General features: G+C 60.1%; 22 protein-coding genes. 20 read left to right on the forward strand and 2 right to left on the reverse strand.

Features of this window, described 5'->3' with window-relative positions:
• The first annotated feature begins 67 nt into the window (after window positions 1–67).
• From ACYZTY_RS13790 to ACYZTY_RS13820, 7 genes are all read left to right on the forward strand, one after another.
• Window positions 68–664 (forward strand): paraquat-inducible protein A, encoded by a 597-nt coding sequence (locus ACYZTY_RS13790; RefSeq protein WP_461958954.1) that lies wholly within the window; start codon window positions 68–70, stop codon window positions 662–664.
• Window positions 661–1,320 (forward strand): paraquat-inducible protein A, encoded by a 660-nt coding sequence (locus ACYZTY_RS13795; RefSeq protein ID WP_461958955.1) that lies wholly within the window; start codon window positions 661–663, stop codon window positions 1,318–1,320. Before ACYZTY_RS13790 ends, ACYZTY_RS13795 begins: the two co-directional genes overlap by 4 nt.
• Window positions 1,301–2,956 (forward strand): PqiB family protein, encoded by a 1,656-nt coding sequence (locus ACYZTY_RS13800; protein ID WP_461958956.1) that lies wholly within the window; start codon window positions 1,301–1,303, stop codon window positions 2,954–2,956. The genes ACYZTY_RS13795 and ACYZTY_RS13800 overlap by 20 nt, the downstream gene beginning before the upstream one ends.
• A gap of 17 nt (window positions 2,957–2,973) precedes the next feature.
• Window positions 2,974–3,534 (forward strand): PqiC family protein, encoded by a 561-nt coding sequence (locus ACYZTY_RS13805; protein ID WP_461958957.1) that lies wholly within the window; start codon window positions 2,974–2,976, stop codon window positions 3,532–3,534.
• 207 nt (window positions 3,535–3,741) lie between these two features.
• Window positions 3,742–4,755 carry an iron ABC transporter substrate-binding protein gene (locus ACYZTY_RS13810; RefSeq protein ID WP_461958958.1) on the forward strand — a complete coding sequence of 338 codons (1,014 nt, stop codon included), beginning with the start codon at window positions 3,742–3,744 and terminating at the stop codon, window positions 4,753–4,755.
• A gap of 3 nt (window positions 4,756–4,758) precedes the next feature.
• Window positions 4,759–6,357: an ABC transporter permease gene (locus ACYZTY_RS13815; RefSeq protein WP_461958959.1), complete on the forward strand. Its 1,599-nt coding sequence runs from the start codon at window positions 4,759–4,761 to the stop codon at window positions 6,355–6,357.
• Complete coding sequence (locus ACYZTY_RS13820; protein WP_461958960.1) at window positions 6,354–7,424, forward strand: ABC transporter ATP-binding protein; 1,071 nt, start codon at window positions 6,354–6,356, stop codon at window positions 7,422–7,424. The genes ACYZTY_RS13815 and ACYZTY_RS13820 overlap by 4 nt, the downstream gene beginning before the upstream one ends.
• Before the next feature lie 3 nt (window positions 7,425–7,427).
• On the opposite strand, the gene ACYZTY_RS13825 is transcribed toward ACYZTY_RS13820, so the two are convergent.
• Window positions 7,428–8,318, reverse strand: a complete 891-nt coding sequence (locus tag ACYZTY_RS13825; protein ID WP_010460071.1) for a site-specific integrase — start codon at window positions 8,316–8,318, stop codon at window positions 7,428–7,430.
• Between the two features lie 401 nt (window positions 8,319–8,719).
• Here ACYZTY_RS13825 and arnB point away from each other — a divergent pair, with 401 nt between their 5' ends.
• From arnB to ACYZTY_RS13870, 9 genes are all read left to right on the forward strand, one after another.
• Entirely contained in the window at window positions 8,720–9,868 is a 1,149-nt protein-coding gene (gene arnB, locus ACYZTY_RS13830) for a UDP-4-amino-4-deoxy-L-arabinose aminotransferase (RefSeq protein WP_461958961.1), read from the forward strand.
• On the forward strand, window positions 9,865–10,884 hold the full coding sequence (arnC, locus tag ACYZTY_RS13835; protein ID WP_461958962.1) for an undecaprenyl-phosphate 4-deoxy-4-formamido-L-arabinose transferase: 1,020 nt from the start codon (window positions 9,865–9,867) through the stop codon (window positions 10,882–10,884). Before arnB ends, arnC begins: the two co-directional genes overlap by 4 nt.
• Complete coding sequence (gene arnA, locus ACYZTY_RS13840; RefSeq protein WP_461958963.1) at window positions 10,881–12,872, forward strand: bifunctional UDP-4-amino-4-deoxy-L-arabinose formyltransferase/UDP-glucuronic acid oxidase ArnA; 1,992 nt, start codon at window positions 10,881–10,883, stop codon at window positions 12,870–12,872. Before arnC ends, arnA begins: the two co-directional genes overlap by 4 nt.
• Window positions 12,872–13,756 (forward strand): 4-deoxy-4-formamido-L-arabinose-phosphoundecaprenol deformylase, encoded by an 885-nt coding sequence (arnD, locus tag ACYZTY_RS13845; protein WP_461958964.1) that lies wholly within the window; start codon window positions 12,872–12,874, stop codon window positions 13,754–13,756. Before arnA ends, arnD begins: the two co-directional genes overlap by 1 nt.
• Window positions 13,753–15,402, forward strand: a complete 1,650-nt coding sequence (gene arnT, locus ACYZTY_RS13850) for a lipid IV(A) 4-amino-4-deoxy-L-arabinosyltransferase (RefSeq protein ID WP_461958965.1) — start codon at window positions 13,753–13,755, stop codon at window positions 15,400–15,402. Before arnD ends, arnT begins: the two co-directional genes overlap by 4 nt.
• Window positions 15,399–15,743 carry a 4-amino-4-deoxy-L-arabinose-phosphoundecaprenol flippase subunit ArnE gene (gene arnE / locus ACYZTY_RS13855; protein ID WP_461958966.1) on the forward strand — a complete coding sequence of 115 codons (345 nt, stop codon included), beginning with the start codon at window positions 15,399–15,401 and terminating at the stop codon, window positions 15,741–15,743. Before arnT ends, arnE begins: the two co-directional genes overlap by 4 nt.
• Window positions 15,740–16,141, forward strand: coding sequence for a 4-amino-4-deoxy-L-arabinose-phosphoundecaprenol flippase subunit ArnF (gene arnF / locus ACYZTY_RS13860; protein WP_461958967.1), 402 nt, complete (start codon window positions 15,740–15,742; stop codon window positions 16,139–16,141). Before arnE ends, arnF begins: the two co-directional genes overlap by 4 nt.
• A complete protein-coding gene (locus ACYZTY_RS13865) occupies window positions 16,138–17,517 on the forward strand; it encodes a UDP-glucose dehydrogenase family protein (protein ID WP_461958968.1) in 1,380 nt (459 codons plus the stop codon). The genes arnF and ACYZTY_RS13865 overlap by 4 nt, the downstream gene beginning before the upstream one ends.
• Window positions 17,518–17,719: 202 nt before the next feature.
• Window positions 17,720–18,280 carry a GNAT family N-acetyltransferase gene (locus ACYZTY_RS13870; protein ID WP_461958969.1) on the forward strand — a complete coding sequence of 187 codons (561 nt, stop codon included), beginning with the start codon at window positions 17,720–17,722 and terminating at the stop codon, window positions 18,278–18,280.
• On the opposite strand, the gene ACYZTY_RS13875 is transcribed toward ACYZTY_RS13870, so the two are convergent.
• On the reverse strand, window positions 18,231–19,196 hold the full coding sequence (locus ACYZTY_RS13875; protein ID WP_461958970.1) for a LysR family transcriptional regulator: 966 nt from the start codon (window positions 19,194–19,196) through the stop codon (window positions 18,231–18,233). The two genes, ACYZTY_RS13870 and ACYZTY_RS13875, sit on opposite strands and share 50 nt — an antisense overlap.
• 363 nt (window positions 19,197–19,559) lie before the next feature.
• Between ACYZTY_RS13875 and argH the strand changes: the two genes are divergently transcribed.
• From argH to ACYZTY_RS13895, 4 genes are all read left to right on the forward strand, one after another.
• A complete protein-coding gene (gene argH, locus ACYZTY_RS13880) occupies window positions 19,560–20,987 on the forward strand; it encodes an argininosuccinate lyase (protein WP_461958971.1) in 1,428 nt (475 codons plus the stop codon).
• Window positions 20,988–21,137: 150 nt separating this feature from the next.
• Window positions 21,138–22,016, forward strand: a complete 879-nt coding sequence (locus ACYZTY_RS13885; protein WP_438659850.1) for an amino acid ABC transporter permease — start codon at window positions 21,138–21,140, stop codon at window positions 22,014–22,016.
• Between the two features lie 10 nt (window positions 22,017–22,026).
• Window positions 22,027–22,791 (forward strand): amino acid ABC transporter ATP-binding protein, encoded by a 765-nt coding sequence (locus ACYZTY_RS13890; RefSeq protein WP_461958972.1) that lies wholly within the window; start codon window positions 22,027–22,029, stop codon window positions 22,789–22,791.
• Window positions 22,792–22,828: 37 nt separating this feature from the next.
• Window positions 22,829–23,653, forward strand: a complete 825-nt coding sequence (locus ACYZTY_RS13895) for an ABC transporter substrate-binding protein (protein WP_461958973.1) — start codon at window positions 22,829–22,831, stop codon at window positions 23,651–23,653.
• Window positions 23,654–23,789: the final 136 nt, after the last annotated feature.

The following is a 23,789-nucleotide window of genomic DNA, read 5'->3' on the forward strand; positions in this document are numbered from 1 at the left end:
TCAATCGCGAGGCACTTCTATATTGAGGAGGTGCTCTGACTTTCCTGCGTCCTGGCGAGTGCGGCCTATGGCTACGACTGACCAATTGATCATCTGCGAGCACTGCGACTGCGTGTATGAAAAAGTCACGCTCGCCAAACATCAAAAAACCCTGTGCACACGCTGCGGCGGCGTGCTGCAGCGTTATAACGGCCTGACGGTGGAGCAACGCCTGGCGTTGACCTTCACCGCGCTGATGCTGTGGATTTTCGCTAATTTCTACCCGGTCATGAGCATCAGCCTCAAAGGCCTGAAAAACAGCGCAACACTCTGGGATTCGGTGCTGGCCCTGAGCCTGGGGCCGATCACGTTCATCGCCATGGTAGCGGCGATCGCAATGATCATCGCGCCGATTTTCCAGCTATTGCTGCTGATTTGGGTGCTGAGCTTCGCCCTCGCCTCCCGACGCTCGCCCGGCTTCAAATTTTGCATGCGCTGGCTGGAAACCCTCAGGCCCTGGAGCATGCTGGAAGTGTGCCTGTTGGGGGCGATGGTCGCGGTGATCAAACTCGCCGGATTACTGGACGTGCTGCCCGGCATCGGCCTGTTCGCCCTGGCCGTGCTCAGCCTGATGATGATCCGCATCGCCGGGCGCGACGTCCGTGACCTGTGGGACACCTTATGACAACGCCGCCGGTCGCCAGCGAACTCAACCTGTGTCTGTGCCACAGCTGCGGGATGGCCTGTGACATGACCCTGGATCCCCACGAATGCGAGCGCTGCGGCGCGCCGTTGCATCGGCGCAAATCCAATTCGCTGGCACGCACCTGGGCCTACATGCTCGCGGCCCTGGTGTTTTACATCCCGGCCAACTTGTTGCCGGTGATGAACACCAAAATGGTCGGCGACGGCGCCGACAGTACGATCATGAGTGGCGTGCTGGAGTTTTGGCAGCACGGCGCCTGGGACATCGCCCTGATCATATTTATCGCCAGCATCGCTGTGCCGGGGATCAAGTTCGTTGCCCTGACGCTGTTGCTGGTCACGGTGCATCGCGACAGCCTTTGGGCGCGCAGGGAGCGGTCGAAACTGTACCGATTCGTCGAGGTCATCGGTTACTGGTCCATGCTCGACGTGATCGTGGTGGCTCTGGTGGCCTCACTGGTCAAATTTCAAGCCCTGGCCGATATCGAGCCGCGACCGGGCATTCTGTTTTTCGGCCTGGTGGTGGTGTTCACCATGCTGTCAGCGATGAGTTTCGACCCGCGAATGATCTGGGATAACGAGCCGTCGGATAAACCACACAACGAGGAGGCCATGGATGAAGTCGCAAGCCACTGAAGGGGCGCAAGCCCCCGGACAGGCCCCCATCAAGACTCGCCGTTTCAGCGTTTCGCTGGTCTGGATCGTGCCGATCATTGCCGTGCTGGTGGGGCTTTCCCTGGTGGTCCACAGCATGATGCAGGAAGGCCCGACCATCACCGTCACGTTCAAGACCGGCGACGGCCTCACCGCCAACAAGACCGAGGTCAAATACCGCAATGTGGTGATCGGGCATGTCTCGGACGTGGAACTGAGCAACGACCAGAAGAGCGTCAACGCCACGATCAAACTGGCCAAACAGGCTGAAAGCTTCACTCGTGAAGACTCGCAGTTCTGGGTGGTGCGTCCGCGTATCGGTGCTGGCGGCGTGTCGGGCATCGACACCCTGCTTTCCGGCGACTACATCGGCGCCGATATTGGCCAGGCCAACAACCGCGCGAAGAACTTCAAAGGGCTGGAAAACCCGCCGCCCATTACCTATGGCGAACCGGGCAAGCGCTTCACCCTGCACACCCAGGACCTAGGGTCGCTGGATATCGGCTCACCGGTTTACTACCGGAAAATTCCGGTCGGCCAGGTGGTTGCCTACGCCCTGGACCCGGATGGTAAAGGCGTGAACATTGACCTGTTCATTCACTCGCCCAATGACGCCTATGTCACCGAGAACACCCGGTTCTGGAACGCCAGCGGCATCGATGTCAGCGTCGGCGCCAATGGTTTTGCGGTGAAGACCGAGTCGTTGTCATCGCTATTGGTCGGTGGCATCGCCTTCCGCGCGCCGGAATACAGCCCCGACGACAAACCGGCGCCTGAGGAATATGCCTACGAACTGTTCGACGACCAGCAAACCGCCCTCGCCCCGCCCAGTGGCAAGGGGCAATACCTGAGCTTGCGTTTTGACCAGGCCTTGCGCGGGCTCAGGGTTGATGCGCCGGTGGAGTTCCTCGGCATGGAAATCGGCAAAGTGGTGGCGATCAATCTGGATTTCGACGCGAAGAAACGCAGCTTTCCGGTTAACGTCGGCATTATGATCTACCCGCAAAAATTGGGTCAGGCTCACACCAAAATGCTCAAGGCGCTGAATCATGATCCCAATGATGAAGCCGCGGGTGTGCGGTTGATGGGCTCCTTCATCGAAAACGGCCTGCGCGCCCAGGCCCGCAGCGGCAATCTGTTGACCGGCCAGTTGTACATCGCGCTGGACTTCTACCCCAAAGCCGAGAAAGTTGCGTTCGATGCCAGCGCCCGTCCGATCAGTATTCCGACTATTCCCGGCAGCCTCGAACAGTTGCAGGAAAAACTCGAAGGCATGGTCGACAAGATCAATCAACTGCCGATCGAGCGGATTGCCGGCAATCTGGACAGCAACCTCGTCGAACTGCGCAAAGGCCTCGCCCAGTTCAACGCCAAGACCCTGCCGGGGGTGCAAACCACCCTGGCCGACGTCAGCAAGACGCTGCAATCAGCCAGTTCGACGCTTGCCGAAGACTCGCCACAACGTGAACAGTTGACCCAGACCCTGGACGAACTCGGGCGCATGTCGCGCTCCTTGCGTGAACTCTCGGATTACCTGGGGCGGCATCCGGAATCGCTGATTCGCGGCCGCCCGAACAATGCCGCACCGATGGATCTGCAGGCGCCACCGCGCAACTGACCACAGGAGCAACACCCATGGCTTTTTCGCTGAAGATCACCTTGGTCACCGCGCTATTGATGCTCACCGCTTGCCGCAGTGATCCGATCCAGTTCCACACGCTGATTCCGGCGCAAGTGAGCGCCAATTCGAGGAGCGGTGCCGCGGAGATTCAGATTGAAGGCATCAGCGTTCCACCCCAGGTCGATCGGCCGCAGATCGTTATCCGCCAGGGCAACAGCGGCCTGGCGATTCTGGAAACCGAATGGTGGGCCGCCAGTCTGGTGGATGAGTTGCGCAGCGCCATGGTCGATCAACTGGTCAACAGCAATCCTGCGCGCAAACTGTCGGTGCGCCTGGATGTGCAGCGCTTCGACTCGATTCCAGGGCAATACGCATTGATCGACGTCAAATGGCGCCTGCGCAACCTCGGCGATAACGATACCACGCTGGTGACCTGCCGCAGCACGCTGCAGACACCTTCAGGGCCCAGCGTTGATGAATTGGTGGCCGCTCATCAGAACAACGTGAAGCGTTTGGCCGCTGCGATCAGTCGGGCTGCCGCCGGTGCTTCAAAGAACTGCCCATCCAGCCAATGACGACACCGTTTGATTCAGATCCATCGGGCAAGGGGCCGAGGTGCTGCTAATCTGAATGAAAATGACATGTATTAACGGTCTCTTTGACGTTTTTTTCTCATTTTGCGCTCTACATTCCCTGCGACTTGCACCATGCAAACGGTTCGCATCGATTTGCCAGCGAATTGACGTGCATGCCCTCTAAAAAGAACTGGAGCTGCCGACAGAATGGTCACCCCTATCCCTTCATTCCTCAAAACAGCCTTGCTGGCCACCGCACTGCTCAGCGCCGGACAGGTGTTTGCAGCGGACGCCGACGGCATCGTGGTCTACAACGCTCAACACGAAAGCCTGACTAAAGCCTGGGTCGAGGGTTTCACCAAGGAAACCGGGATCAAGGTCACCGTGCGCAATGGCGACGATACCGAGATGGGCAACCAGATTGTGCAGGAAGGCACCGCCTCCCCGGCCGATGTGTTCCTGACCGAGAACTCCCCGGCCATGGTGCTGGTGGACAACGCGGGGCTGTTTGCACCGGTTGCGCCGGCCACTCTGGAACAGGTCGATGCCGCTTATCGCCCGGCCCACGGCAAATGGGTCGGGATCGCCGCGCGTTCCACGGTGTTTGTCTATAACCCGAGCAAACTGCCTGAAGCCGACTTGCCAAAATCGCTCATAGACCTCGCCGGTCCAGACTGGAAAGGCCGCTGGGGTGCTTCGCCGGCCGGTGCCGACTTCCAGGCCATCGTTGCTGCTGTGCTGGAACTCAAGGGCGAAGCGGCAACGCTGGAGTGGCTCAAAGGGATGAAAACCAACTTCACCGCCTATCGCGGCAACAGCTCGGTGCTCAAAGCGGTGAATGCCGGGCAGCTCGACAGCGGCGTGATCTATCACTATTACAGCTTCGGCGATCAGGCCAAGACTGGCGAAAACAGCAAGAACACCGCCCTGCACTACTTCAAGCACAAGGATCCCGGCGCGTTTGTCAGCGTCTCGGGAGGCGGCGTTCTGGCGTCCAGCCAACACAAGGAACAGGCCCAGGCATTGCTGAAATGGATCACCGGCAAGGACGGTCAGGAGATTCTCAAGACTGGCAAATCGTTTGAATACGCCGTGGGCAAGAACGCCCAATCCAACCCAAAACTGGTGCCTTTGCAGCAGCTCGACGCCCCTGCGGTCGATGCTTCAAAACTCGACAGCAAAAAAGCCGTCGAGCTGATGACTCAGGCGGGACTGCTTTAATTGATGCCTGAAACCCTGCCAACGGGTATCCCTGCCGCGATACCCGACAACCTGCGACGCCGCGCCCGTGGCGTCTTTGCCGGTCGCGGCGGCGCATGGGTGCTCGGTTTGTCGGTGCTGGTTTCGTTACTGGCGCTGATGCCGATTGCCTTCGTCATCGGCGTGTCGATACAAACCGGCTGGGCAACGCTGGTGCCACTGGTATTCCGCCCACGAGTTGGCGAGTTGCTGATCAACACCGTGTTGCTGGTAGTGATCACGATTCCCTTGTGTATTGCACTTGGCCTGACCCTGGCCTGGCTGACAGAACGCACCAACCTGCCGGGGCGACGAGGCTGGTCGTTGTTGGCCACCGCGCCGCTGGCGGTGCCGGCGTTCGTTCACAGCTACGCGTGGGTCAGCCTGGTTCCACCGATTCATGGGCTGTTTGCCGGAGTGTTGGTCTCGGTGATCGCCTATTTCCCGTTCCTGTACCTGCCCATTGCTGCAACCTTGCGCCGGCTCGATCCGGCCATCGAAGACGTGGCCGAATCCCTGGGGCTCAAGCCTTGGGCGATCTTTTTCCGTGTGGTGTTGCCGCAACTGCGTCTGGCCATTTGCGGCGGTGCCTTGCTGGTGGGCCTGCACCTGCTGGCCGAATATGGCCTATACGCGATGATCCGCTTCGACACGTTCACCACGGCGATCTTCGATCAGTTCAAGTCCACCTTCAACGGCCCCGCCGCCCACATGCTGGCCAGTGTGCTCGCCCTGTGTTGCCTGGTGATGCTGACCGTCGAGTCGGCTGCTCGCGGTACGGCACGGTACGCCCGGGTCGGCTCCGGCAGCGCCCGTGAGCAACGGTTGGTGTGCTTGGGCGCTCAAGCCACCGTGCTTGGACTGATGCTGCAAATCACCACCTGCGCCCTGGCACTGGGTGTGCCGCTGATCACCTTGGGCAAATGGCTGATCGCGGGAGGCACGCAAGTCTGGGACCTGGCCGAGCTGATGCCGGCATTGGAACAAACCCTGCTGTTAGGGGTTGCAGGCGCAGTACTCACTACCTGCGCCGCCATCCCGATTGCCTGGCTGTCGATCCGCTCACCGGGACCGCTGCAACGGTTACTGGAAAGCTGCAACTACATCACCAGTTCGTTACCCGGGATCGTCGTGGCCCTGGCCCTGGTGACCGTCACCATCCATTTCGCCCGGCCGATTTACCAGACCACTGTCACGGTGTTGCTGGCGTACCTGCTGATGTTTTTACCGCGTGCTCTCGTGAGTTTGCGTGCAGGTATTGCGCAGGCGCCGATAGAACTGGAAAACATGGCACGCAGCCTCGGCCGTTCACCTGCGCGGGCGTTGTGGCTGATCACCCTGCGCCTCGCCGCGCCCGGTGCTGCTGCCGGCGCTGCGCTGGTGTTTCTGGCGATCACCAATGAGCTGACCGCGACCCTGTTGCTCGCCCCCAACGGTACGCGCACCCTGGCCACCGGTTTCTGGGCGCTGACCAGCGAAATCGACTACGCCGCTGCGGCGCCCTATGCCTTGCTGATGATTTTGCTGTCGCTTCCGTTGACCGGACTTCTTTATCACCAATCCAAACGAACGGCTGGCCGATGAACGCTCTTGAACTCGATTCAATCTACAAATCCTACGGCGCCCACCAAGCCCTGGAGAACATCAGCCTGTCGGTGCCCACCGGCAGCCGAACGGTGATCGTCGGCCCTTCCGGCTCCGGCAAAACCACGTTGCTGCGGATGATCGCCGGCTTCGAATTTCCGGACACCGGCAAGCTGTCGCTCAATGGCCAGACGCTGGTCGACGACACTCACGAAGTCCCGGCGCATCAGCGCTTGATTGGCTATGTTCCCCAGGACGGCGCCCTGTTTCCGCACATGACCGTGGCCGCCAATATCGGTTTCGGGCTTTCGACCAAGGGCGAGGCCAAACACCAGCGAGTCGCCGAGTTGATGGACAGCGTCGCCCTGGATTCGAGCATGGCCAAACGTTGGCCCCATGAGCTGTCCGGCGGCCAGCAACAGCGTGTGGCATTGGCCCGGGCCCTGGCACAGCAGCCGCGCTTGATGTTGCTGGACGAGCCGTTTTCGGCACTCGACACCGGCCTTCGCAGCGACATGCGCAAAATGGTCGCGCGCCTGCTGAGCGACGCCGGTGTCACCACCATTCTGGTCACACATGACCAGAGTGAAGCGTTGTCGTTCGCCGATCAGCTGGCGGTGATGCGCGACGGTCGGCTGGTGCAGTCGGGCCATCCGCTGGACCTTTACCGCTATCCCGACGACGAACAAACCGCGCTGTTTCTCGGCGACGCCGTGGTCATGCCCGCACGGATCGAAGCCGGCTGGGCCCATTGCGATCTGGGTCGCATACCGGTCAATAACCACCGCAACAACAAATCGGCGCAGATCATGCTGCGCCCCGAGCAGTTGCAACTGGTCAGCATCCAGCCCAGTCCGACCGAAGTCGCCGGGTGCCGAGCCGTGGTGACCGAACGGGATTTCAGCGGCAACACCTGCACCTTGACCGTGGAGTTACAGCCTACCGTCGCCGGCGACCCGCACGGCCGATCATTGATGGTGCGCAGTTCGGGCATGTACGCGCCCCCCGCCGGCAGCGCGGTTCACGTCTCGACCATAGGCCATGCCCATGTGCTGAGCGAACCGTGAACATCAAAGATCGAAGCGGTCCACCGCCCGACGCCGCTCGTTGTCGTCGCGTACATCGTAGTTGGCCGTGGTCTGGATGTTGCTGTGGTGAGCCAGTTTTTGCGCGATCGACAGGTCGTGCTCTTCGATCACCCGGGTAATGAACGAGCGCCGAAAATCATGCGGCATGATTTTCACCCCGACCTGCGCACCGCGCTGCCGGGCGATGTAATAGATCGCGTGTTTGGTGATGCGCTCGCGGGTAATGTGACTGCCACGCCGGATACGGTTGAACAGGAACGGGTCGTCCACTTCACCTTCCTTGAGGTGCGAACGGCGCAGTTCCAGCCAGGCTTGCAGTTTCTCAAAGGCCCAGGCCGGGGCGTATTTGATCAACTGCTTGTTGCCCTTGGCGGTGACCCGCAAGCTGCGCTCGCTGAAATCCACCTGTGACAAGTCAAGGTTCACCGACTCGGACTTGCGCATCCCCGAGCCGTACAAAATCCCGATGATCGCTGCGTCTCTCAACCCTTGAGGGCGCGGGTCGGCAGCGCACACCGCCATCATTTCCTGAATCAGCGAGCGCCTGAGGTTGCGGCCCTGGGACAACCGTGTACCGGCAATCCCCTTCACCGAACGCATTTTCAGCAAGTGTTCCTGGCTGATCAGGCTCATGCGCCACGCTTCGTTCATCACCCCGCGCACCGCGTTGACATACAGCGAAGAGGTATTCGGTGCGTACCCGTCTTCACGCAGGGCCGCGACCAGCGCAATGACATTGTCGGGCTGGAGTTGATGCCAGGGAATCTCCTCGACGTTCATGTCTTCGAAGCCCAGACGGTCGGCCGCATCCTGCAAAACGTAACGCATGGTCAGCTGACTGGAAGGCGCCAGTCGGGCCAGGTACACGGTCATCGGGTTGGTTTTCGAAACAACAGGATCGGTATCAGGTAAGTCAATCAAACGAAACGGCCTTGAGTGGAAACAATTCAGTAGAAACAACTAAGGATTGAAACATTCTTCATATAAAGCGAACACTTCTGTAGGACTTTTCTTCTGAAGATCGCGATAAACGTTAGAAGTCTGAACAGTGGCTGTATGACTTTCAGATAAACGATTCAACGACCGGTTTTTCATGTTCCTTTCACAAAATCGGGCATAACCTTCAATCAACCCGACGAGCCCTTGTGGTCCGTTACGCTGCCGGTCGTGGCCCGGAAAGTCAATTGATGGCTTCCTGCTCTGGCGGTTAAATCCTTGAAAACACGCTTCTTTCGGCTATTTCGCTGAAGGACGCCGTTCGCCCGGTGATTCTTATGAGTGAGGCTTTTCTCCCCTTCTCCCGCCCCACTATCGGTGATGAAGAAATCGCTGCCGTAGAGCAAGTATTGCGCTCCGGCTGGATCACTACGGGGCCGAAGAACCAGCAACTCGAAGAGCAATTCGCCCACTATGTCGGCAGCCGACATGCCGTTGCACTTTCCTCGGCCACCGGCGGTATGCACATCACATTACTGGCATTGGGAATCGGTCCGGGCGATGAAGTGATTACGCCGTCACAGACGTGGGTGTCCACCGCCAACATGATTTGCCTGCTGGGTGCCAGACCGGTCTTCGTCGACGTTGACCGCGACACGCTGATGAGCGACCTCGCAAGCATTGAAGCAGCAATCACGCCACGCACCCGGGCAATCATTCCGGTGCATTACGCCGGCGCCGCCTTCGACCTCGATTCGCTCTACGCGTTGGCGGACAAACACGGCATCCCCGTCATCGAAGACGCCGCCCATGCCGCAGGCACCTTCTACAAAGGTCGGCCTGTCGGCGCGAAAGGCACGGCGATCTTCTCGTTCCATGCGATCAAGAACATGACCTGCGCCGAGGGCGCGATGTTCGTCAGCGATGACGAAGCGCTGGCCAACCGGGTGCGCATGCTCAAGTTTCATGGTCTGGGCGTTGATGCCTACGACCGCATGACCCACGGCCGCAAACCTCAGGCACAAGTGATGGAACCGGGTTTCAAGTACAACCTGGCCGACATCAATGCCGCCATCGCCCTGGTGCAGCTGGAGCGGCTGGACGCGATCAACGCCAAGCGCACCGAACTGGCGCGTACCTACCTGCAACGCCTCGAAGGTTCAACGGTGCAACCGCTGGCCATTCCGACGTACCCGCAGCGGCACGCCTGGCACCTGTTCATCCTGCGCATCGACGCCGAGCGCTGCGGGCTGGACCGCGAAGCGTTCATGAAAGCCTTGCAGCAACAGAACATCGACACCGGCATTCACTTCATCGCTACGCACCTGCACACGTACTACCGCCAGCGTTTCCCCAACCTTTACCTGCCCAACACCGAATGGAACTCGGCGCGCCTGTGCTCGATTCCGTTGTTCCCCGACATGACCACCGATGACGTCAATCGCGTTGTCGATGCCATTGAACACACCCTGGACGCAAGCCTGTGAAACCTTATCCGATCCGTTGCGTGTCGATCGTTATCCCGGTCTACAACGAGCAAGACAGCCTGCCCGAGTTACTGCGGCGCACCGAAGCGGCGTGCCGGCAACTGCACCATGACTACGAAATCGTGCTGGTCGATGACGGCAGCCGTGACAACTCGGCGCAAATCCTCGAGGACGCCGCCAATCGCGAGTGCAGCCCGGTGGTGGCGGTCATTCTCAACCGCAACTACGGCCAGCACGCGGCAATCATGGCCGGTTTCGAGCAGTGCAAAGGCGACGTGGTGATCACCCTCGACGCCGACCTGCAAAACCCGCCGGAAGAAATCCCTCGTTTGGTAGCCCAGGCCGAGCTTGGCTATGACGTGGTCGCCACGGTGCGCAACAACCGCCAGGACTCCGCGCTACGCCGCTGGCCGTCGAAGCTGATCAACCTCGCGGTGCAGCGTTCCACCGGCGTGGCCATGAGCGATTACGGCTGCATGCTCCGCGCCTACCGCCGCAGCATCGTCGACGCGATGCTCGCCTGCCGCGAACGCAGCACCTTCATCCCGATCCTGGCCAACAGCTTTGCCCGCCACACCACGGAAATCCTGGTGATGCACGCCGAGCGTGAACACGGCGAGTCCAAGTACAGCCCCATGCGCCTGGTCAACCTGATGTTCGACCTGATCACCTGCATGACCACCACGCCGCTGCGCCTGCTGAGCATTGTCGGTTTTGCCATGGCCGGCCTGGGTGTGGCGTTCGCCACCGCGCTGATCGTCCTGCGCCTGGTTTTCGGCGCGCAATGGGCCGGCGACGGCACGTTCGTGTTGTTCGCCGTGCTGTTCGTGTTCACCGGCGGGCAATTCATCGGCATGGGCCTGTTGGGCGAATACCTGGGCCGCATGTACAGCGACGTCCGCGCCCGCCCCCGCTTCTTCGTCGAGAAGGTCCTGCGTAGCCAACCCGCCACACCGGCGCCTGTTGTCACCGTCGACGGCCTCATTTCCACTTCTTCCGATCAGGTTCTTTCATGAGCGCAAACGCTGTTGTCTTCGCCTATCACGATATTGGCTGTGCCGGCATCGAAACCCTGCTCAATTCAGGCTTCGATATCGTCGCGGTGTTTACCCACGCCGATGATCCGAAGGAAAACGTCTTTTACGGCTCCGTCGCGCAACTGTGCGCGAGCAAGGGCATACCGGTTCATGCCCCGGAAGATGCCAACCATCCGCTGTGGATCGAGCGCATCAGCAAGCTCAATCCTGATTACTTGTTCTCGTTCTACTACCGCCACCTGCTGAGTGAACCGCTGTTGGCCACGGCCCGCAAAGGTGCGTTCAACCTGCACGGTTCGTTGCTGCCACGCTATCGGGGTCGCGCGCCGGCCAATTGGGTGCTGGTCAACGGTGAAACCGAAACCGGCGTGACCCTGCACCGCATGGTCAAACGTGCCGACGCCGGCGCGATCATTGCCCAGCAACGGGTTGCCATTGACCGCAGCGACACAGCGTTGAGCCTGCACGGCAAATTGCGTGTGGTCGCCACCGACCTGCTGCGCGATGCCTTGCCGGCGCTGCTTCAGGGCAAACTCAGCGAAACCCCGCAAGACGAATCCAAAGCCACGGTGTTTGGCCGTCGCACCCCGGCCGACGGCAAGCTTGTGTGGAAGCGCCCCGCCGAAGAACTGTTCAACCTGGTCCGTGCCGTGACCCAGCCGTACCCGGGCGCGTTCTGCGCCGTGGGTGAACACAAGCTGATCGTCTGGAGCGCAGAGGTTGCCAAGGGCAATGAAGGCCAGGCACCGGGCCGGGTCATCAGCGTGGATCCGTTGCGCATCGCCTGTGGCGAAGACTCTCTGGTGATCAGCGGCGGCCAGCGCAACGACAACGGCTTGTACCTGAGCGGTCCGCAACTGGCCAACGAACTGGGGCTGGTCGACGGTTCAGTACTGCGTGGTGCGGAGTCCGGTCGGACGCCGCGCCGCACTCGCGTGCTGATCCTTGGTGTAAACGGGTTCATCGGCAATCACTTGTCTGAGCGCCTTTTGCGTGACGACCGATACGAGGTATATGGCCTCGACATTGGTTCCGACGCCATCGACCGCTTGCGCAGCCATCCGCGTTTCCAATTCGTCGAAGGCGATATCAGCATTCACTCCGAGTGGATCGAGTACCACATCAAGAAGTGCGACGTGATCCTGCCGCTGGTGGCGATTGCCACGCCGATCGAATACACCCGCAACCCGCTGCGGGTGTTCGAGCTGGACTTCGAAGAGAACCTGAAACTGGTTCGTTACTGCGTCAAATTCAACAAGCGCGTGATCTTCCCGTCGACCTCCGAAGTGTATGGCATGTGTCAGGACCAGAATTTCGACGAAGACACCTCCAACCTCGTCGTCGGCCCGATCAACAAGCAGCGCTGGATCTATTCGATCTCCAAGCAATTGCTCGACCGGGTGATCTGGGCCTACGGCCAGAAAGGCCTCAACTTCACGCTGTTCCGTCCTTTCAACTGGATGGGCCCGCGCCTGGACCGTCTGGACTCGGCACGGATCGGCAGCTCCCGGGCGATCACCCAATTGATCCTCAACCTGGTGGAAGGCACGCCGATTCGCTTGTTCGACGGCGGCGAGCAGAAACGCTGCTTTACTGACATCGCCGACGGCGTGGAAGCGCTGGCACGGATCATCGACAACGAGAACGATGCCTGTAATGGCCAGATCATTAACATTGGCAACCCGGACAACGAGGCCAGCATTCGTCAGTTGGGCGAAGAGCTGCTGCGCCAGTTCGAAGCCCATCCGCTGCGTGGCAACTTCCCGCCGTTCGCCGGTTTCCGCGACGTGGAAAGCAAGGCGTTCTACGGCACCGGCTATCAGGACGTGTCCCACCGCAAACCGAACATCGCCAACGCCAAACGCCTGCTGGACTGGACGCCCACGGTGGAGATGAGCGAGACCATCGGCAACACGCTGGATTTCTTCTTGCGTGAAGCCATGCTCGAACAAACGGACAGACGTTGATGCAGGCAGGCCTTCGAATCGACGTCGACACTTACCGGGGCACCCGTGAGGGGGTGCCCCGGCTGCTGGAAATCCTCGATGAAGCGCAGGTCAAGGCGACGTTTTTCTTCAGCGTCGGGCCGGACAACATGGGGCGCCATCTGTGGCGCCTGATCCGTCCGCAGTTTCTCTGGAAAATGCTGCGTTCCAACGCTGCCGGCCTGTATGGCTGGGACATTCTGCTGGCCGGCACGGCCTGGTCGGGCAAGCCCATCGGTCGCGACCTCGGGCACCTGATGCGTCAGGCCCGGGATGCCGGCCATGAAGTCGGCCTGCACGCCTGGGATCACCATGGCTGGCAGGCCAATGCCGGGCGCTGGAGCGACGCGCAGTTGATCGAACAGGTCCGCCAGGGCGTGGACACCCTCAGCGACATCCTTGGGCAAAAAATCCAGTGCTCGGCGTCTGCCGGTTGGCGCGCGGATGAGCGTGTGATCGAGGCCAAGCAGGCTTTCGGGTTTCGCTACAACAGCGATTGTCGTGGCCAAGGCTTGTTTCGGCCGACCCTGGTCGGGGGTGGGTTGGGAACGCCGCAGATTCCGGTGGGCCTGCCGACCTTCGATGAAGTGGTGGGCCCGGCCGTTACGGCCAAGGACTTCAACCGGTTCATTCTCGATCGATTCACCCCTGAAAAACTCAACGTCTACACAATCCACGCCGAAGTAGAAGGGATTCTGATGGCCAACGATTTCCGTCAACTGCTGGCCGATGCGCGCCAGCGTGGCATCTGCTTCAACCCCTTGGGCGATCTGCTGCCCGGAACCCTCGGCATCTTGCCAACGGGCCGTGTCGTGCGCGGCACTCTCGAAGGCCGGGAAGGCTGGCTGGGAGTGCAAGGCGTATGAGTAAACGCTGGGCACTGCCGCTGCTGCTGGGGATTGCCCTGTTGGCGTATCTGCTGCCATTGGCCAGCCATGGCTTATGGATCCCCGACGAAACCCGCTACGCGCAGATCAGCCAAGGCATGTTACTGAGTGGCGATTGGGTGTCGCCGCACTTCATGAATGTGCGCTATTTCGAAAAACCGGCAGCGGGTTACTGGATGATTGCCGCCGGCCAGGCATTGTTTGGCCAGAACCTGTTTGGCGTGCGCTTTGCCTCGGCCCTGTGCACCGGCCTGAGTGTGTTGCTGTGCTTTCTGATCGCCCGCCGACTGTGGAACGAGCCGCGCAAGAGCTTCGCCTGTGCGCTGCTGTACATGAGTTTCACGGTGATTGCGGGCCAGGCCGGTTATGCCAATCTCGATCCGCAATTTACCTTCTGGGTCAATCTGAGCCTGGTCGGTCTGTGGTTTGCGCTGGACAGTGTCCGCCGTGGCCCGCGCCTGATCGGTTGGGCAGTGCTGGGACTGGCTTGCGGCATGGGTTTTCTGACCAAGGGTTTCCTGGCCTGGTTGCTGCCGATGCTGATCGCCCTGCCCTTCATGGTGTGGCAAAAACGCTGGCGCGAGCTGCTGATCTACGGCCCGGTGGCAATTATCGTGGCCATCGCGGTGAGCCTGCCGTGGGCGCTGGCGGTACACGCCGAGGAACCCGATTACTGGCGATTCTTCTTCTGGCACGAACACATCCGTCGCTTTGCCGGTGACGACGCCCAGCATGACGGGCCGTGGTGGTTCTATTTGCCGTTGCTGGTGGCGTTCAGTCTGCCGTGGACGGCATTGTTGCCGTCGGCGCTACGGCAGGCATGGCAAAGCCGTGGTCAGGCCAACATCGGTTTTCTGCTGCTGTGGCTGGTGATGCCGCTGCTGTTTTTCAGTCTGAGCAACGGCAAATTGCCGAGCTACATCTTGCCCTGCCTGCTGCCATTGGCCTTGCTGCTGGGCCATGCCCTGGCCGAACGGCTCAAGCTGGAGCAAGGCCGGGTCCTGGGCATCAATGGCTTGCTGAACCTGATGCTGGGACTGACCACCCTGCTTGCCCTGGTCTATCTGCAACTGAAAAAGCCGCTGTACGACCATGAACTGCACAACCTGGTGCTGGTATTCATCGGCCTGATCGGCTGGATCATGGCCAACCTGCTGCAAGCCTTCAGACCCCTGCAATGCTGGGCGGCACCGGCATTCGGCAGTCTATTGCTGATCGGTCTGCTGCCCGCCGGGCTGCCCGATTCGGTGGTGGCCAACAAGATGCCCGACCAATTCATCCTCGAACATGCCCAAGAACTTGGCCAGACCGACCGATTGCTGAGTAACGATCTCGGCGCCGCCGCTGCCCTTTCCTGGCGCCTGAAACGCCCGGACGTAGCGTTGTACAACACGATAGGCGAACTGAAATATGGCCTTGCTTATCCTGACTCGGTGCAGCAGCGCGTCGATCTCGATCAGGTTCAACAGTGGATGCGCAACGCCCGCCAGAGCGGCTCGGTCGGTGTGGTGATGCGGGTCAAGGGGGACGACGAGCTGCAAGAAATCGAACGCCTGCCCAAGGATGGCAAACGCTATGAACAAGGCAATCTGGTGATTCTGATCTTTCCTCAGGGTGCGTCATGAGCCTGTTGCTGCTATTGGCCGCGTGCCTGCTGACCTGCCTGGGCCAGATCGCCCAGAAGTACGCCGTCGAGAGCTGGCGCGCGAAGCCGTCGGCCTGGGGCGAGAAACTGCGCTCGCCGTGGTTATGGCTGGCACTCGCGGCGCTGGGCTTGGGTTTGCTGGTCTGGCTGCTGGTGTTGCAGCGCCTTGAAGTCGGCATCGCCTACCCGATGCTCAGCCTGAATTTCGTGCTCATCACCCTGATCGCCCGCTTTGTTTTCCACGAACCCATCGACCGTCAGCACTGGTTGGGCGTGGCGCTGGTGATCGGCGGCGTCATATTGCTGGGGCAACACGCATGAGCCTGCGTCGCGGAATCACCTTTGCCATGGGCAGTGTGCTGCTCGGCAGCGCGGCGCAATTGGGCATGCGCTGGAGCATGACGCACATGCCGTCACCCGAGCAATTGCTGACGTCCAGCATCGATCCGACGGCGGTCGCGGTGGTGCTGGGCGCGATTCTGGCCTACGCCCTTTCAATGCTGTGCTGGCTCGCCGCCCTGCGCGATGTGCCGCTGGGCCGGGCCTATTCGCTGCTGAGCATCAGCTACGCGCTGGTGTATCTGCTGGCCGCCAGCCTGCCGCTGTTCAACGAAACATTCAGCCTTTCCAAAACCTTCGGGGTGGCCCTGGTCATGCTCGGGGTCATCACCATCAACACCCGTCCAGCTCGCGCGCCCGAACTCAGGAGTGCCTCATGAAAATCAGTGTATTTGGTAGCGGTTACGTTGGCCTGGTGCAAGCCGCCGTCCTGGCTGAAGTTGGCCACGACGTGGTCTGCATGGACATTGACGAGAAGAAAGTCGAGTTGCTGCAACAAGGCCACGTGAGCATTTTCGAACCGGGGCTGGCGAGCCTGGTGCGTGAAAGCCTGGAAGCCAAAAGGCTGCAATTCACCACCGACGAAAAACTCGCGGTGCAGCATGGTCAGGTGCTGTTTATCGCAGTGGGTACGCCGTCCCGGGACGATGGCTCGGCGGACTTGCGTTATGTGCTGTCGGTGGGCGAAGCGGTGGCGCGGCATCGTGAGCAGCCGGTGATTCTGGTGGAGAAATCCACGGTGCCGGTGGGCACGGGCGACACCTTGCGTGCACATATCGACAAGTGCCTGATCAAGGTCGGGCGGTTGCTGCAGTTCGATATAGTTTCCAACCCCGAGTTTCTGAAAGAAGGCTCCGCCGTGGCGGATTGCCGGCGCCCCGACCGCATCGTGATCGGTTGCGAGAGCGATGACGTGCGCGACGTGATGCGTGACCTTTACGCGCCGTTCAACCGCAACCACGACCGCATCATGTTCATGGACCTGCGCAGCGCCGAGCTGACCAAGTACGCCGCCAATTGCATGCTGGCGACCAAGATCAGCTTCATCAACCAGATCGCCGAACTGGCCGAACACCTGGGTGCGGACATCGAGTCTGTGCGTCTGGGCATCGGCGCCGATTCGCGCATCGGCTATCACTTCATCTACCCCGGCTGTGGTTATGGCGGATCGTGTTTCCCCAAGGACATGCGCGCGCTGATCCACAGCGCCGAACAAGCGCACTGTTCCAGCGACCTGCTGCAAGCGGTGGAAGCGATCAATCAGCGGCAAAAGCACAAGCTGTTCGAGCGTATCAATGCGTTCTACAAGGGCGACTTGCGCGGCAAGACCTTCGCCGTGTGGGGCCTGGCCTTCAAGCCCAACACCGATGACATGCGTGATGCGCCGAGCCGGGTCCTGCTGGAATCGCTGTGGGCGGCCGGCGCCAGTGTGCGGGCGTTTGATCCGGAAGCCATGCAGGAAACCCAGCATCTGTACCCCGACGAGTCGAAACTGATGCTGATGGGCACGCCGGAATCGGTGTTGGCCGGTGCCGATGCTCTGATCATTTGCACCGAATGGCAGCAGTTCAAGGCCCCGGATTTCAACCTGATCCAGCAACGGTTGAAGGCGCCGGTGATCTTCGACGGACGCAACCTTTACGACGCCGAACGCCTGGCCCGCAATGGTTTCCTGTACTTCCCGATGGGCCGTGGTGAATCGCGCAAACTGCCGATTCCGCATCAGCAATGGCCGGCGGCTCAGGTTGTTGCTTGATTTGACATCGAGGTGCTGGCGCACATCGATCCCTTGTAGCAGCTCCCCTGTGGCGAGGGGATTTATCCCCGTCGGGCTGCGAAGCGGCCCCCAGCATTCCGCCATCCACACCGCACTTGCAGGGTTCACGACTGCTTCGCAGCCGAACGGGGATAAATCCCCTCGCCACAAAGCAAGCTCGGCAGCTGCTACAGTGCCGCGCATGAATTTTATTATCCGCCGTGCACTGTCTGTTGATGCCACCGCCCTCCCCGCCATCGAGCGTTCGGCGGCTGAGCTGTTTCGCTGTGACCCTTCGCTGGCCTGGCTCGCGGATGCTGCGGTGCCTGATACCGAGCACCATCTACGGGCGATCGAGTCGGATGCCGTTTGGGTTGCGCAATCGATCGATGGTGCACTTATGGGGTTTGTCAGTGCGGTTGAGGTCGCCAACGAACTGCATATTCAGGAACTGTCCGTCAGCCAACACTTTCAGGGCCGCGGCGCTGGACGGAAGTTGCTGTTAGCAGCCATTGAATGTGCCCGGGATCGAGAACTCCATGGTCTGACCCTGACCACGTTTCGCGATGTGCCGTGGAATGAAGCGTTTTATCAGCGCATGGGCTTTGAAACATTGAGTCCCGCACAACTGGGCCCACGTTTAACGGCGGTTTTGAACAACGAAGTGGCCCACGGTTTACCCGCCGAACGCCGTTGTGCAATGCATTTGAACCTCAGACCGGCGCCTTCAGATCCACACCCAACGCGTGCGCAAACGCCTTGACCAGCGGACTGCGCACCGTGTTGTGGCGCAGGATCAGATTGAACGGCGTGACAATGTTGATCAGGTCGGGCCGCACTGCGCGAAACTGCCCCTGAGCCACCATCGATGCAGCGTAATGCTGCGGCAGAAAACCCACGAAGCGACCGGTCTTGATCAGCAATGCCACGGCTTCCACCTGGGTCGCCGACGCTGAAAAGCTGTCGTAGTGGGCAAAATTCAGTTTGTCGCGATGAATCGCGTAACGGTGGTTGATGCACTCGTAATCCTTGAGCACATGGCTGCCGATTTCTGCCTCAGGCACCGAGAACAAAGGATGCCCGACCGCGCAGTAAACCTCCGAGCGTTCTTCATAGAGCGCGTAGTAATCAAACTCTTCGCGTTTCTGATAGACCGGGACAATGCCTGCCACTAACCGCCCCTCTACCACGCCTCTTTCCACTTCATCCAGTTGCGAGGCCTGAAGTTGAAACCTTACTTTTGGCGAGTGCTCATTAATCCTTCTAAGCGCAGCAACTAACGGCGAATTAGCGTCAGAGAATGTATTGTCAATAACCCCCACGCCAAGATCGCCAACAAGTTCATTCTGCGCCGAACTAAGCCGATCACGAAAGTTGTCGACCGAGGCAAACAAGTCGATGGACGCCTGGTACACCAGACTGCCTTCTTCGGTCAGGTGAAAGCCTTCCCGGCCTCGGGTACACAGGCGCATGCCGATGCGGATTTCAAGGTCGGAAATCTGTTTGCTGATGGCTGCCAGCCCCACATTCAGCTCGTTCTGGGCGGCACTGAAGCCCCCCGCCTCGACCACGGCCTTGAACACTTTGAGCAGTTTGAAATCGAGACCGCTGAGGGCCAGCGGCGCTCGATGCGCCGTTTTCAGCGGCGGGTTTCCGGAATTGGAAAGTGGGGTTTCCATAATGCTTATTTACCTCTGGCGCCCTATTCAACAATCTGTGTCCAACAACAAAAAGATAGCTGGCCAATAATAATGAACACAGAAAACCAGGCTTGGCAACCGCTAATAATCCCCGTACTTCAGTGCCAACTCACTGATTTCGAACTATTAAAAGCTGACACTTCGATCAGCTCTCGCCACTTCGCAACTGCCCTCTTGAAAACTGCTTGGCCGAACCACGCCTGAATCATTTCTGGCGAGTGTTCCCGGCTCTGCACACCGATCTGTAGGAGCGTGCGGTGCGGCGATCCGACTTGCCCGCGAAGCTCTTCTGGATAACACAAAATTAATTACTAACTTCCGGCAACGACGAGGAAAACAACAATGTCTCAAACCACCGACCGTCTCTGGGGTGCGCGCTTCAAAAGCGGCCCATCCGAAGCCCTGGCGGCCTTGTCCCGTTGCCCCGAACGCTACTTCCGCCTCACCCCGTATGACCTCGCCGGTTCCAAGGCACATGCCCGTGAACTGCAACGCGCCGGGCTGTTGAGCGAGCAGGAAACCCAGACCATGCTCGACGCTTTGGCGCGCATCGGTGATGACTTCCGCGCCGGCAGCATCGCGCCGACCCTGGACGACGAAGACGTCCACACCTTCATCGAACGCCTGCTGACCGAACGCCTCGGCGCCCTCGGCGGCAAGCTGCGCGCCGGGCGTTCCCGTAATGACCAGACCGCCAACGACCTGCGTCTGTTCCTGCGCGATCACGTGCGCACCCTGGCCGTCGAAGTGCTGGCCTTGCAACAAGCCTTGGTGGATCAGGCCGAACAACACATTGAGAGCATCTGCCCGGGCTTTACTCACCTGCAACAAGCCCAGCCGATCGTCTTCGCCCATCACTTGCTGGCGCACGCGCAATCGATGCTGCGGGACGTGCAACGCCTGGTGGACTGGGACAATCGCACCTCGCTGTCGCCGCTCGGTGCCGCAGCCATGGCCGGTTCCGCCATCGCCCGCCTGCCGCAGCAGTCGGCCAAGGAAATGGGTTACAGCGGCGTCTGCGAAAACTCCATCGATGCCGTGGCCAGCCGCGACCACGTCGCCGAGTTCCTGTTTATTGCCAGCATGCTGGGGATCAACATTTCCCGCCTCGCTGAAGAATTCTGCCTGTGGTCGTCGCGGCAATTTCGCTGGGTCGCACTGGACGATGCCTACGCCACCGGCAGCTCGATCATGCCGCAGAAGAAGAACCCGGACATTGCCGAACTGGCCCGGGGCAAGGCTGGCCGGCTGATCGGCAACCTCACCGGTTTGCTGTCGACGTTGAAATCCCTGCCGCTGTCGTACAACCGCGACTTGAGCGAAGACAAGAACGGCGTGCTCGACAGCGTCGACACCTTGTTGCTGGTGCTGCCGGCCATGGCCGGAATGGTTGCGACCATGAAGGTCAACGTTGAAGAGCTGCGTCGCCAGGCGCCTCTTGGCTTCACCCTGGCCACCGAAGTCGCCGACTGGCTGGCCATACGTGGCGTGCCGTTCAAGGAAGCGCACGAAATCACCGGTGCGCTGGTCCAGGCCTGCGAGAAACACGACATTGAATTGTGGGAAGCGTCCCCGGCGCTGCTGGCCGAGATCGATCCACGCCTGACTGCGGAAGTGCGCCACAGCCTGACCCTCGAAGCTGCCATGGCTGCGCGCAGTGGTTGGGGCGGTACGGCGCCGCAACAGGTGCGCGAGCAGATCGGCCGCTTGAAAACCGCCCTCGCCGCGCAGCACGAATGGACCGAGAACTATCAAGGCTTCCGCCTCTAAAGCAAACGCAAAACCTGTAGGAGCGAAGCTTGCTCGCGAAGAGGCCATGTCAGTCGACCTCAATGTTGAATGTCACACCGCTTTCGCGAGCAAGCTTCGCTCCTACAGGGATTTTGGTGGACCTGAAAGAACAGTGTACGGAGAACCAACATGAGCCAGACTCAGGCAGAACGACTCCAGTCGGAGCGAAAACTGGCGGAAAACCAGTTCGATATCACCCAGTACCACCATGTGCCCCGGCGTTACTACGGGCGGATTTTCTTCGCCACCGTGATCGTCATTGCCATTCTCGGGCTGGTACGGGCCTTCGCCGAAGGCAAGATCGAATGGTCGTACATCGGCCAGTTCCTCACCTCGCAAGCGATCATGTGGGGCTTGCTTAACACCATCGTGATGGCGGTGCTGGCGATGGCATTGGGCATCGTCTTCGGGGTGATCACGGCGATCATGCGCATGTCGGCCAACCCGATCCTGCGCTACGTGGCGGTGACCTACACCTGGCTGTTTCGCGGTACGCCACTGATCCTGCAACTGCTGTTGTGGTTCAACCTGGCGCTGATCTTCCCCACGATCGGCATCCCCGGGGTGTTCGAAATGGACACCGTGAGCCTGATGACACCGTTCGTGGCGGCCCTGCTTGGCTTGAGCATCAACCAGGGCGCCTACACCGCCGAAGTGGTGCGTGCCGGCCTGCTGTCGGTGGACACCGGCCAGTACGAAGCAGCGAAGTCGATCGGCATGCCCCGCCTGCAGGCGCTGCGCCGGATCATCTTGCCCCAGGCCATGCGGGTGATCATTCCGCCAGTGGGCAACGAATTCATCGGTATGGTGAAAATGACCTCCCTGGCGAGCGTTATCCAGTACTCGGAACTGCTCTACAACGCCCAGAACATCTACTACGCCAACGCCCGGGTGATGGAGCTGCTCATCGTCGCGGGTATCTGGTACCTGGCGACGGTCACCGTGCTGTCCTTTGGTCAAAGTCGTCTGGAGCGTCGTTTCGCTCGCGGCGCCGGCAAGCGTTCTTGAGGAGTTGAACATGCGAAACATCGTCAAGGCCGTGAGCCTGAACAAGTATTACGACCAGTTCCACGCCCTCAAGGACGTCAACATCGAAGTCGAGCAAGGCGAAGTGCTGTGCATCATCGGCCCGTCCGGCTCCGGCAAAAGTACCTTGCTGCGTTGCGTCAACCAGCTGGAAAAGATCGATAAGGGCGGCCTCTGGGTCGACGGCGAACTGGTGGGCTACCGCGTCGTCGGCAACAAACTGCACGAACTCAACGAGTCGCAGATCGCCCGTCAACGCCTGGCCACCGGCATGGTGTTCCAGCGTTTCAACCTGTTTCCGCACATGACGGTGCTGCAAAACATCACCGAAGGGCCGTGTCAGGTGCTCAAGCGTTCGCCCAAAGAGGCGCAAGAAGAAGCCCTGGAACTGCTCGCCCGCGTCGGCCTGGCCGACAAGCGCAACAGCTACCCGATCGAGCTTTCGGGTGGTCAGCAACAACGCGTCGCCATTGCCCGTGCCCTGGCCATGCGTCCCAAGCTGATGTTGTTCGATGAACCCACTTCGGCACTCGACCCGGAACTGGTCGGTGAGGTGCTGTCGGTGATGCGCGACCTCGCGCAAACCGGCATGACCATGATCGTCGTCACCCATGAACTGGGCTTCGCTCGCGAGGTTTCCAACCGCATGGTGTTCATGGACGGCGGGCAGATCGTGGAGGCTGGAAGCCCCGAAGAAATACTAATAAGTCCGCAAAACCCGCGCACCCAAAGCTTCATTTCTGCCGTTCGAACCTAAGCGCCGTTGGCGTAACAACACTCATAAGAGAACGACCATGAAGAACATAGTTATCCCAGCAGTACTCGCAAGCGTTATGGCATCCGGCTTCACCTTCGCCGCGGAGCTTCCGGCCAGCATCAAGGAAAAAGGCGAGGTCGTGGTTGCGATCATGCCGAACTACCCGCCGATGGATTTCAAGGACCCGGCCACCAACACCCTCACCGGTCTCGACGTTGACCTAGGCAACGCCCTGGCCGAACGTCTGGGCGTGAAGATCAAATGGCAGGAAACCGGCTTCGAGCAAATGATCAACGCGTTGACCACCGACCGCGTGGACATGGTGATGTCCGGCATGACCGACACCGCCGAGCGCCAGGCCAGCGTGACCTTCGTCGACTACTTCACCAGCGGTCCGCAGTTCTACACCTTGCAGAAAAACAAGGATTTCAACGAGATCACCGACCTGTGCGGCAAGAAAGTCGGCACCAGCCGCCGCACTACCTTCCCGGCGGAAATCGCTGAATACAGCAAGGCCAACTGCGAAGCCGCCGGCAAACCGGCCATCGTGGTAGTCGGCACCGAAGGCTCGGCCGATGCCCGCGCGCAACTGCGTCAGAGCCGTATCGACGCGGCGATGCAGGGCAGCGAGACCCTGCCTTACCTCAAGACCCAGGAAAAGGACATGTACAAGACCGTGGGCCTGCCGATCTCTTCGCAGTTCACCGGGCTGGGCGTGAGCAAGAAAAAGCCGGAGCTGAGTGAAGCGCTGAAAGTCGCGTTGCAAAGCATGGTGGATGACGGCAGCTACCAGGCAATCCTGAAGAAATGGGACCTGGAACTGGGTGCGATCAAGACAGTGACCATTAACGCCGGCAAGTAATGCTTGCCCTGTAGGAGCGAGCCTGCTCGCGATAGGGCCGTGTCAGTCGACATCTCTGTTGAATGACACACCGCTATCGCGAGCAAGCTTCGCTCCTACAGGGGTTGCGTTATGTCTATAAATTCCCGGAGTGCCA

The sequence above is a fragment of the Pseudomonas sp. LB1P83 genome, from assembly GCF_054897885.1.

Coding starts and splice junctions, on each gene's coding strand:
- ACYZTY_RS13790 (WP_461958954.1), top strand. CDS start 68: ATGGCTACGACTGACCAATTGATCATCTGCGAGCACTGCGACTGCGTG.
- ACYZTY_RS13795 (WP_461958955.1), top strand. CDS start 661: ATGACAACGCCGCCGGTCGCCAGCGAACTCAACCTGTGTCTGTGCCAC.
- ACYZTY_RS13800 (WP_461958956.1), top strand. CDS start 1,301: ATGAAGTCGCAAGCCACTGAAGGGGCGCAAGCCCCCGGACAGGCCCCC.
- ACYZTY_RS13805 (WP_461958957.1), top strand. CDS start 2,974: ATGGCTTTTTCGCTGAAGATCACCTTGGTCACCGCGCTATTGATGCTC.
- ACYZTY_RS13810 (WP_461958958.1), top strand. CDS start 3,742: ATGGTCACCCCTATCCCTTCATTCCTCAAAACAGCCTTGCTGGCCACC.
- ACYZTY_RS13815 (WP_461958959.1), top strand. CDS start 4,759: ATGCCTGAAACCCTGCCAACGGGTATCCCTGCCGCGATACCCGACAAC.
- ACYZTY_RS13820 (WP_461958960.1), top strand. CDS start 6,354: ATGAACGCTCTTGAACTCGATTCAATCTACAAATCCTACGGCGCCCAC.
- ACYZTY_RS13825 (WP_010460071.1), bottom strand. CDS start 8,318: ATGACCGTGTACCTGGCCCGACTGGCGCCTTCCAGTCAGCTGACCATG.
- arnB (WP_461958961.1), top strand. CDS start 8,720: ATGAGTGAGGCTTTTCTCCCCTTCTCCCGCCCCACTATCGGTGATGAA.
- arnA (WP_461958963.1), top strand. CDS start 10,881: ATGAGCGCAAACGCTGTTGTCTTCGCCTATCACGATATTGGCTGTGCC.
- arnD (WP_461958964.1), top strand. CDS start 12,872: ATGCAGGCAGGCCTTCGAATCGACGTCGACACTTACCGGGGCACCCGT.
- arnT (WP_461958965.1), top strand. CDS start 13,753: ATGAGTAAACGCTGGGCACTGCCGCTGCTGCTGGGGATTGCCCTGTTG.
- arnE (WP_461958966.1), top strand. CDS start 15,399: ATGAGCCTGTTGCTGCTATTGGCCGCGTGCCTGCTGACCTGCCTGGGC.
- arnF (WP_461958967.1), top strand. CDS start 15,740: ATGAGCCTGCGTCGCGGAATCACCTTTGCCATGGGCAGTGTGCTGCTC.
- ACYZTY_RS13865 (WP_461958968.1), top strand. CDS start 16,138: ATGAAAATCAGTGTATTTGGTAGCGGTTACGTTGGCCTGGTGCAAGCC.
- ACYZTY_RS13870 (WP_461958969.1), top strand. CDS start 17,720: ATGAATTTTATTATCCGCCGTGCACTGTCTGTTGATGCCACCGCCCTC.
- ACYZTY_RS13875 (WP_461958970.1), bottom strand. CDS start 19,196: ATGGAAACCCCACTTTCCAATTCCGGAAACCCGCCGCTGAAAACGGCG.
- argH (WP_461958971.1), top strand. CDS start 19,560: ATGTCTCAAACCACCGACCGTCTCTGGGGTGCGCGCTTCAAAAGCGGC.
- ACYZTY_RS13885 (WP_438659850.1), top strand. CDS start 21,138: ATGAGCCAGACTCAGGCAGAACGACTCCAGTCGGAGCGAAAACTGGCG.
- ACYZTY_RS13890 (WP_461958972.1), top strand. CDS start 22,027: ATGCGAAACATCGTCAAGGCCGTGAGCCTGAACAAGTATTACGACCAG.
- ACYZTY_RS13895 (WP_461958973.1), top strand. CDS start 22,829: ATGAAGAACATAGTTATCCCAGCAGTACTCGCAAGCGTTATGGCATCC.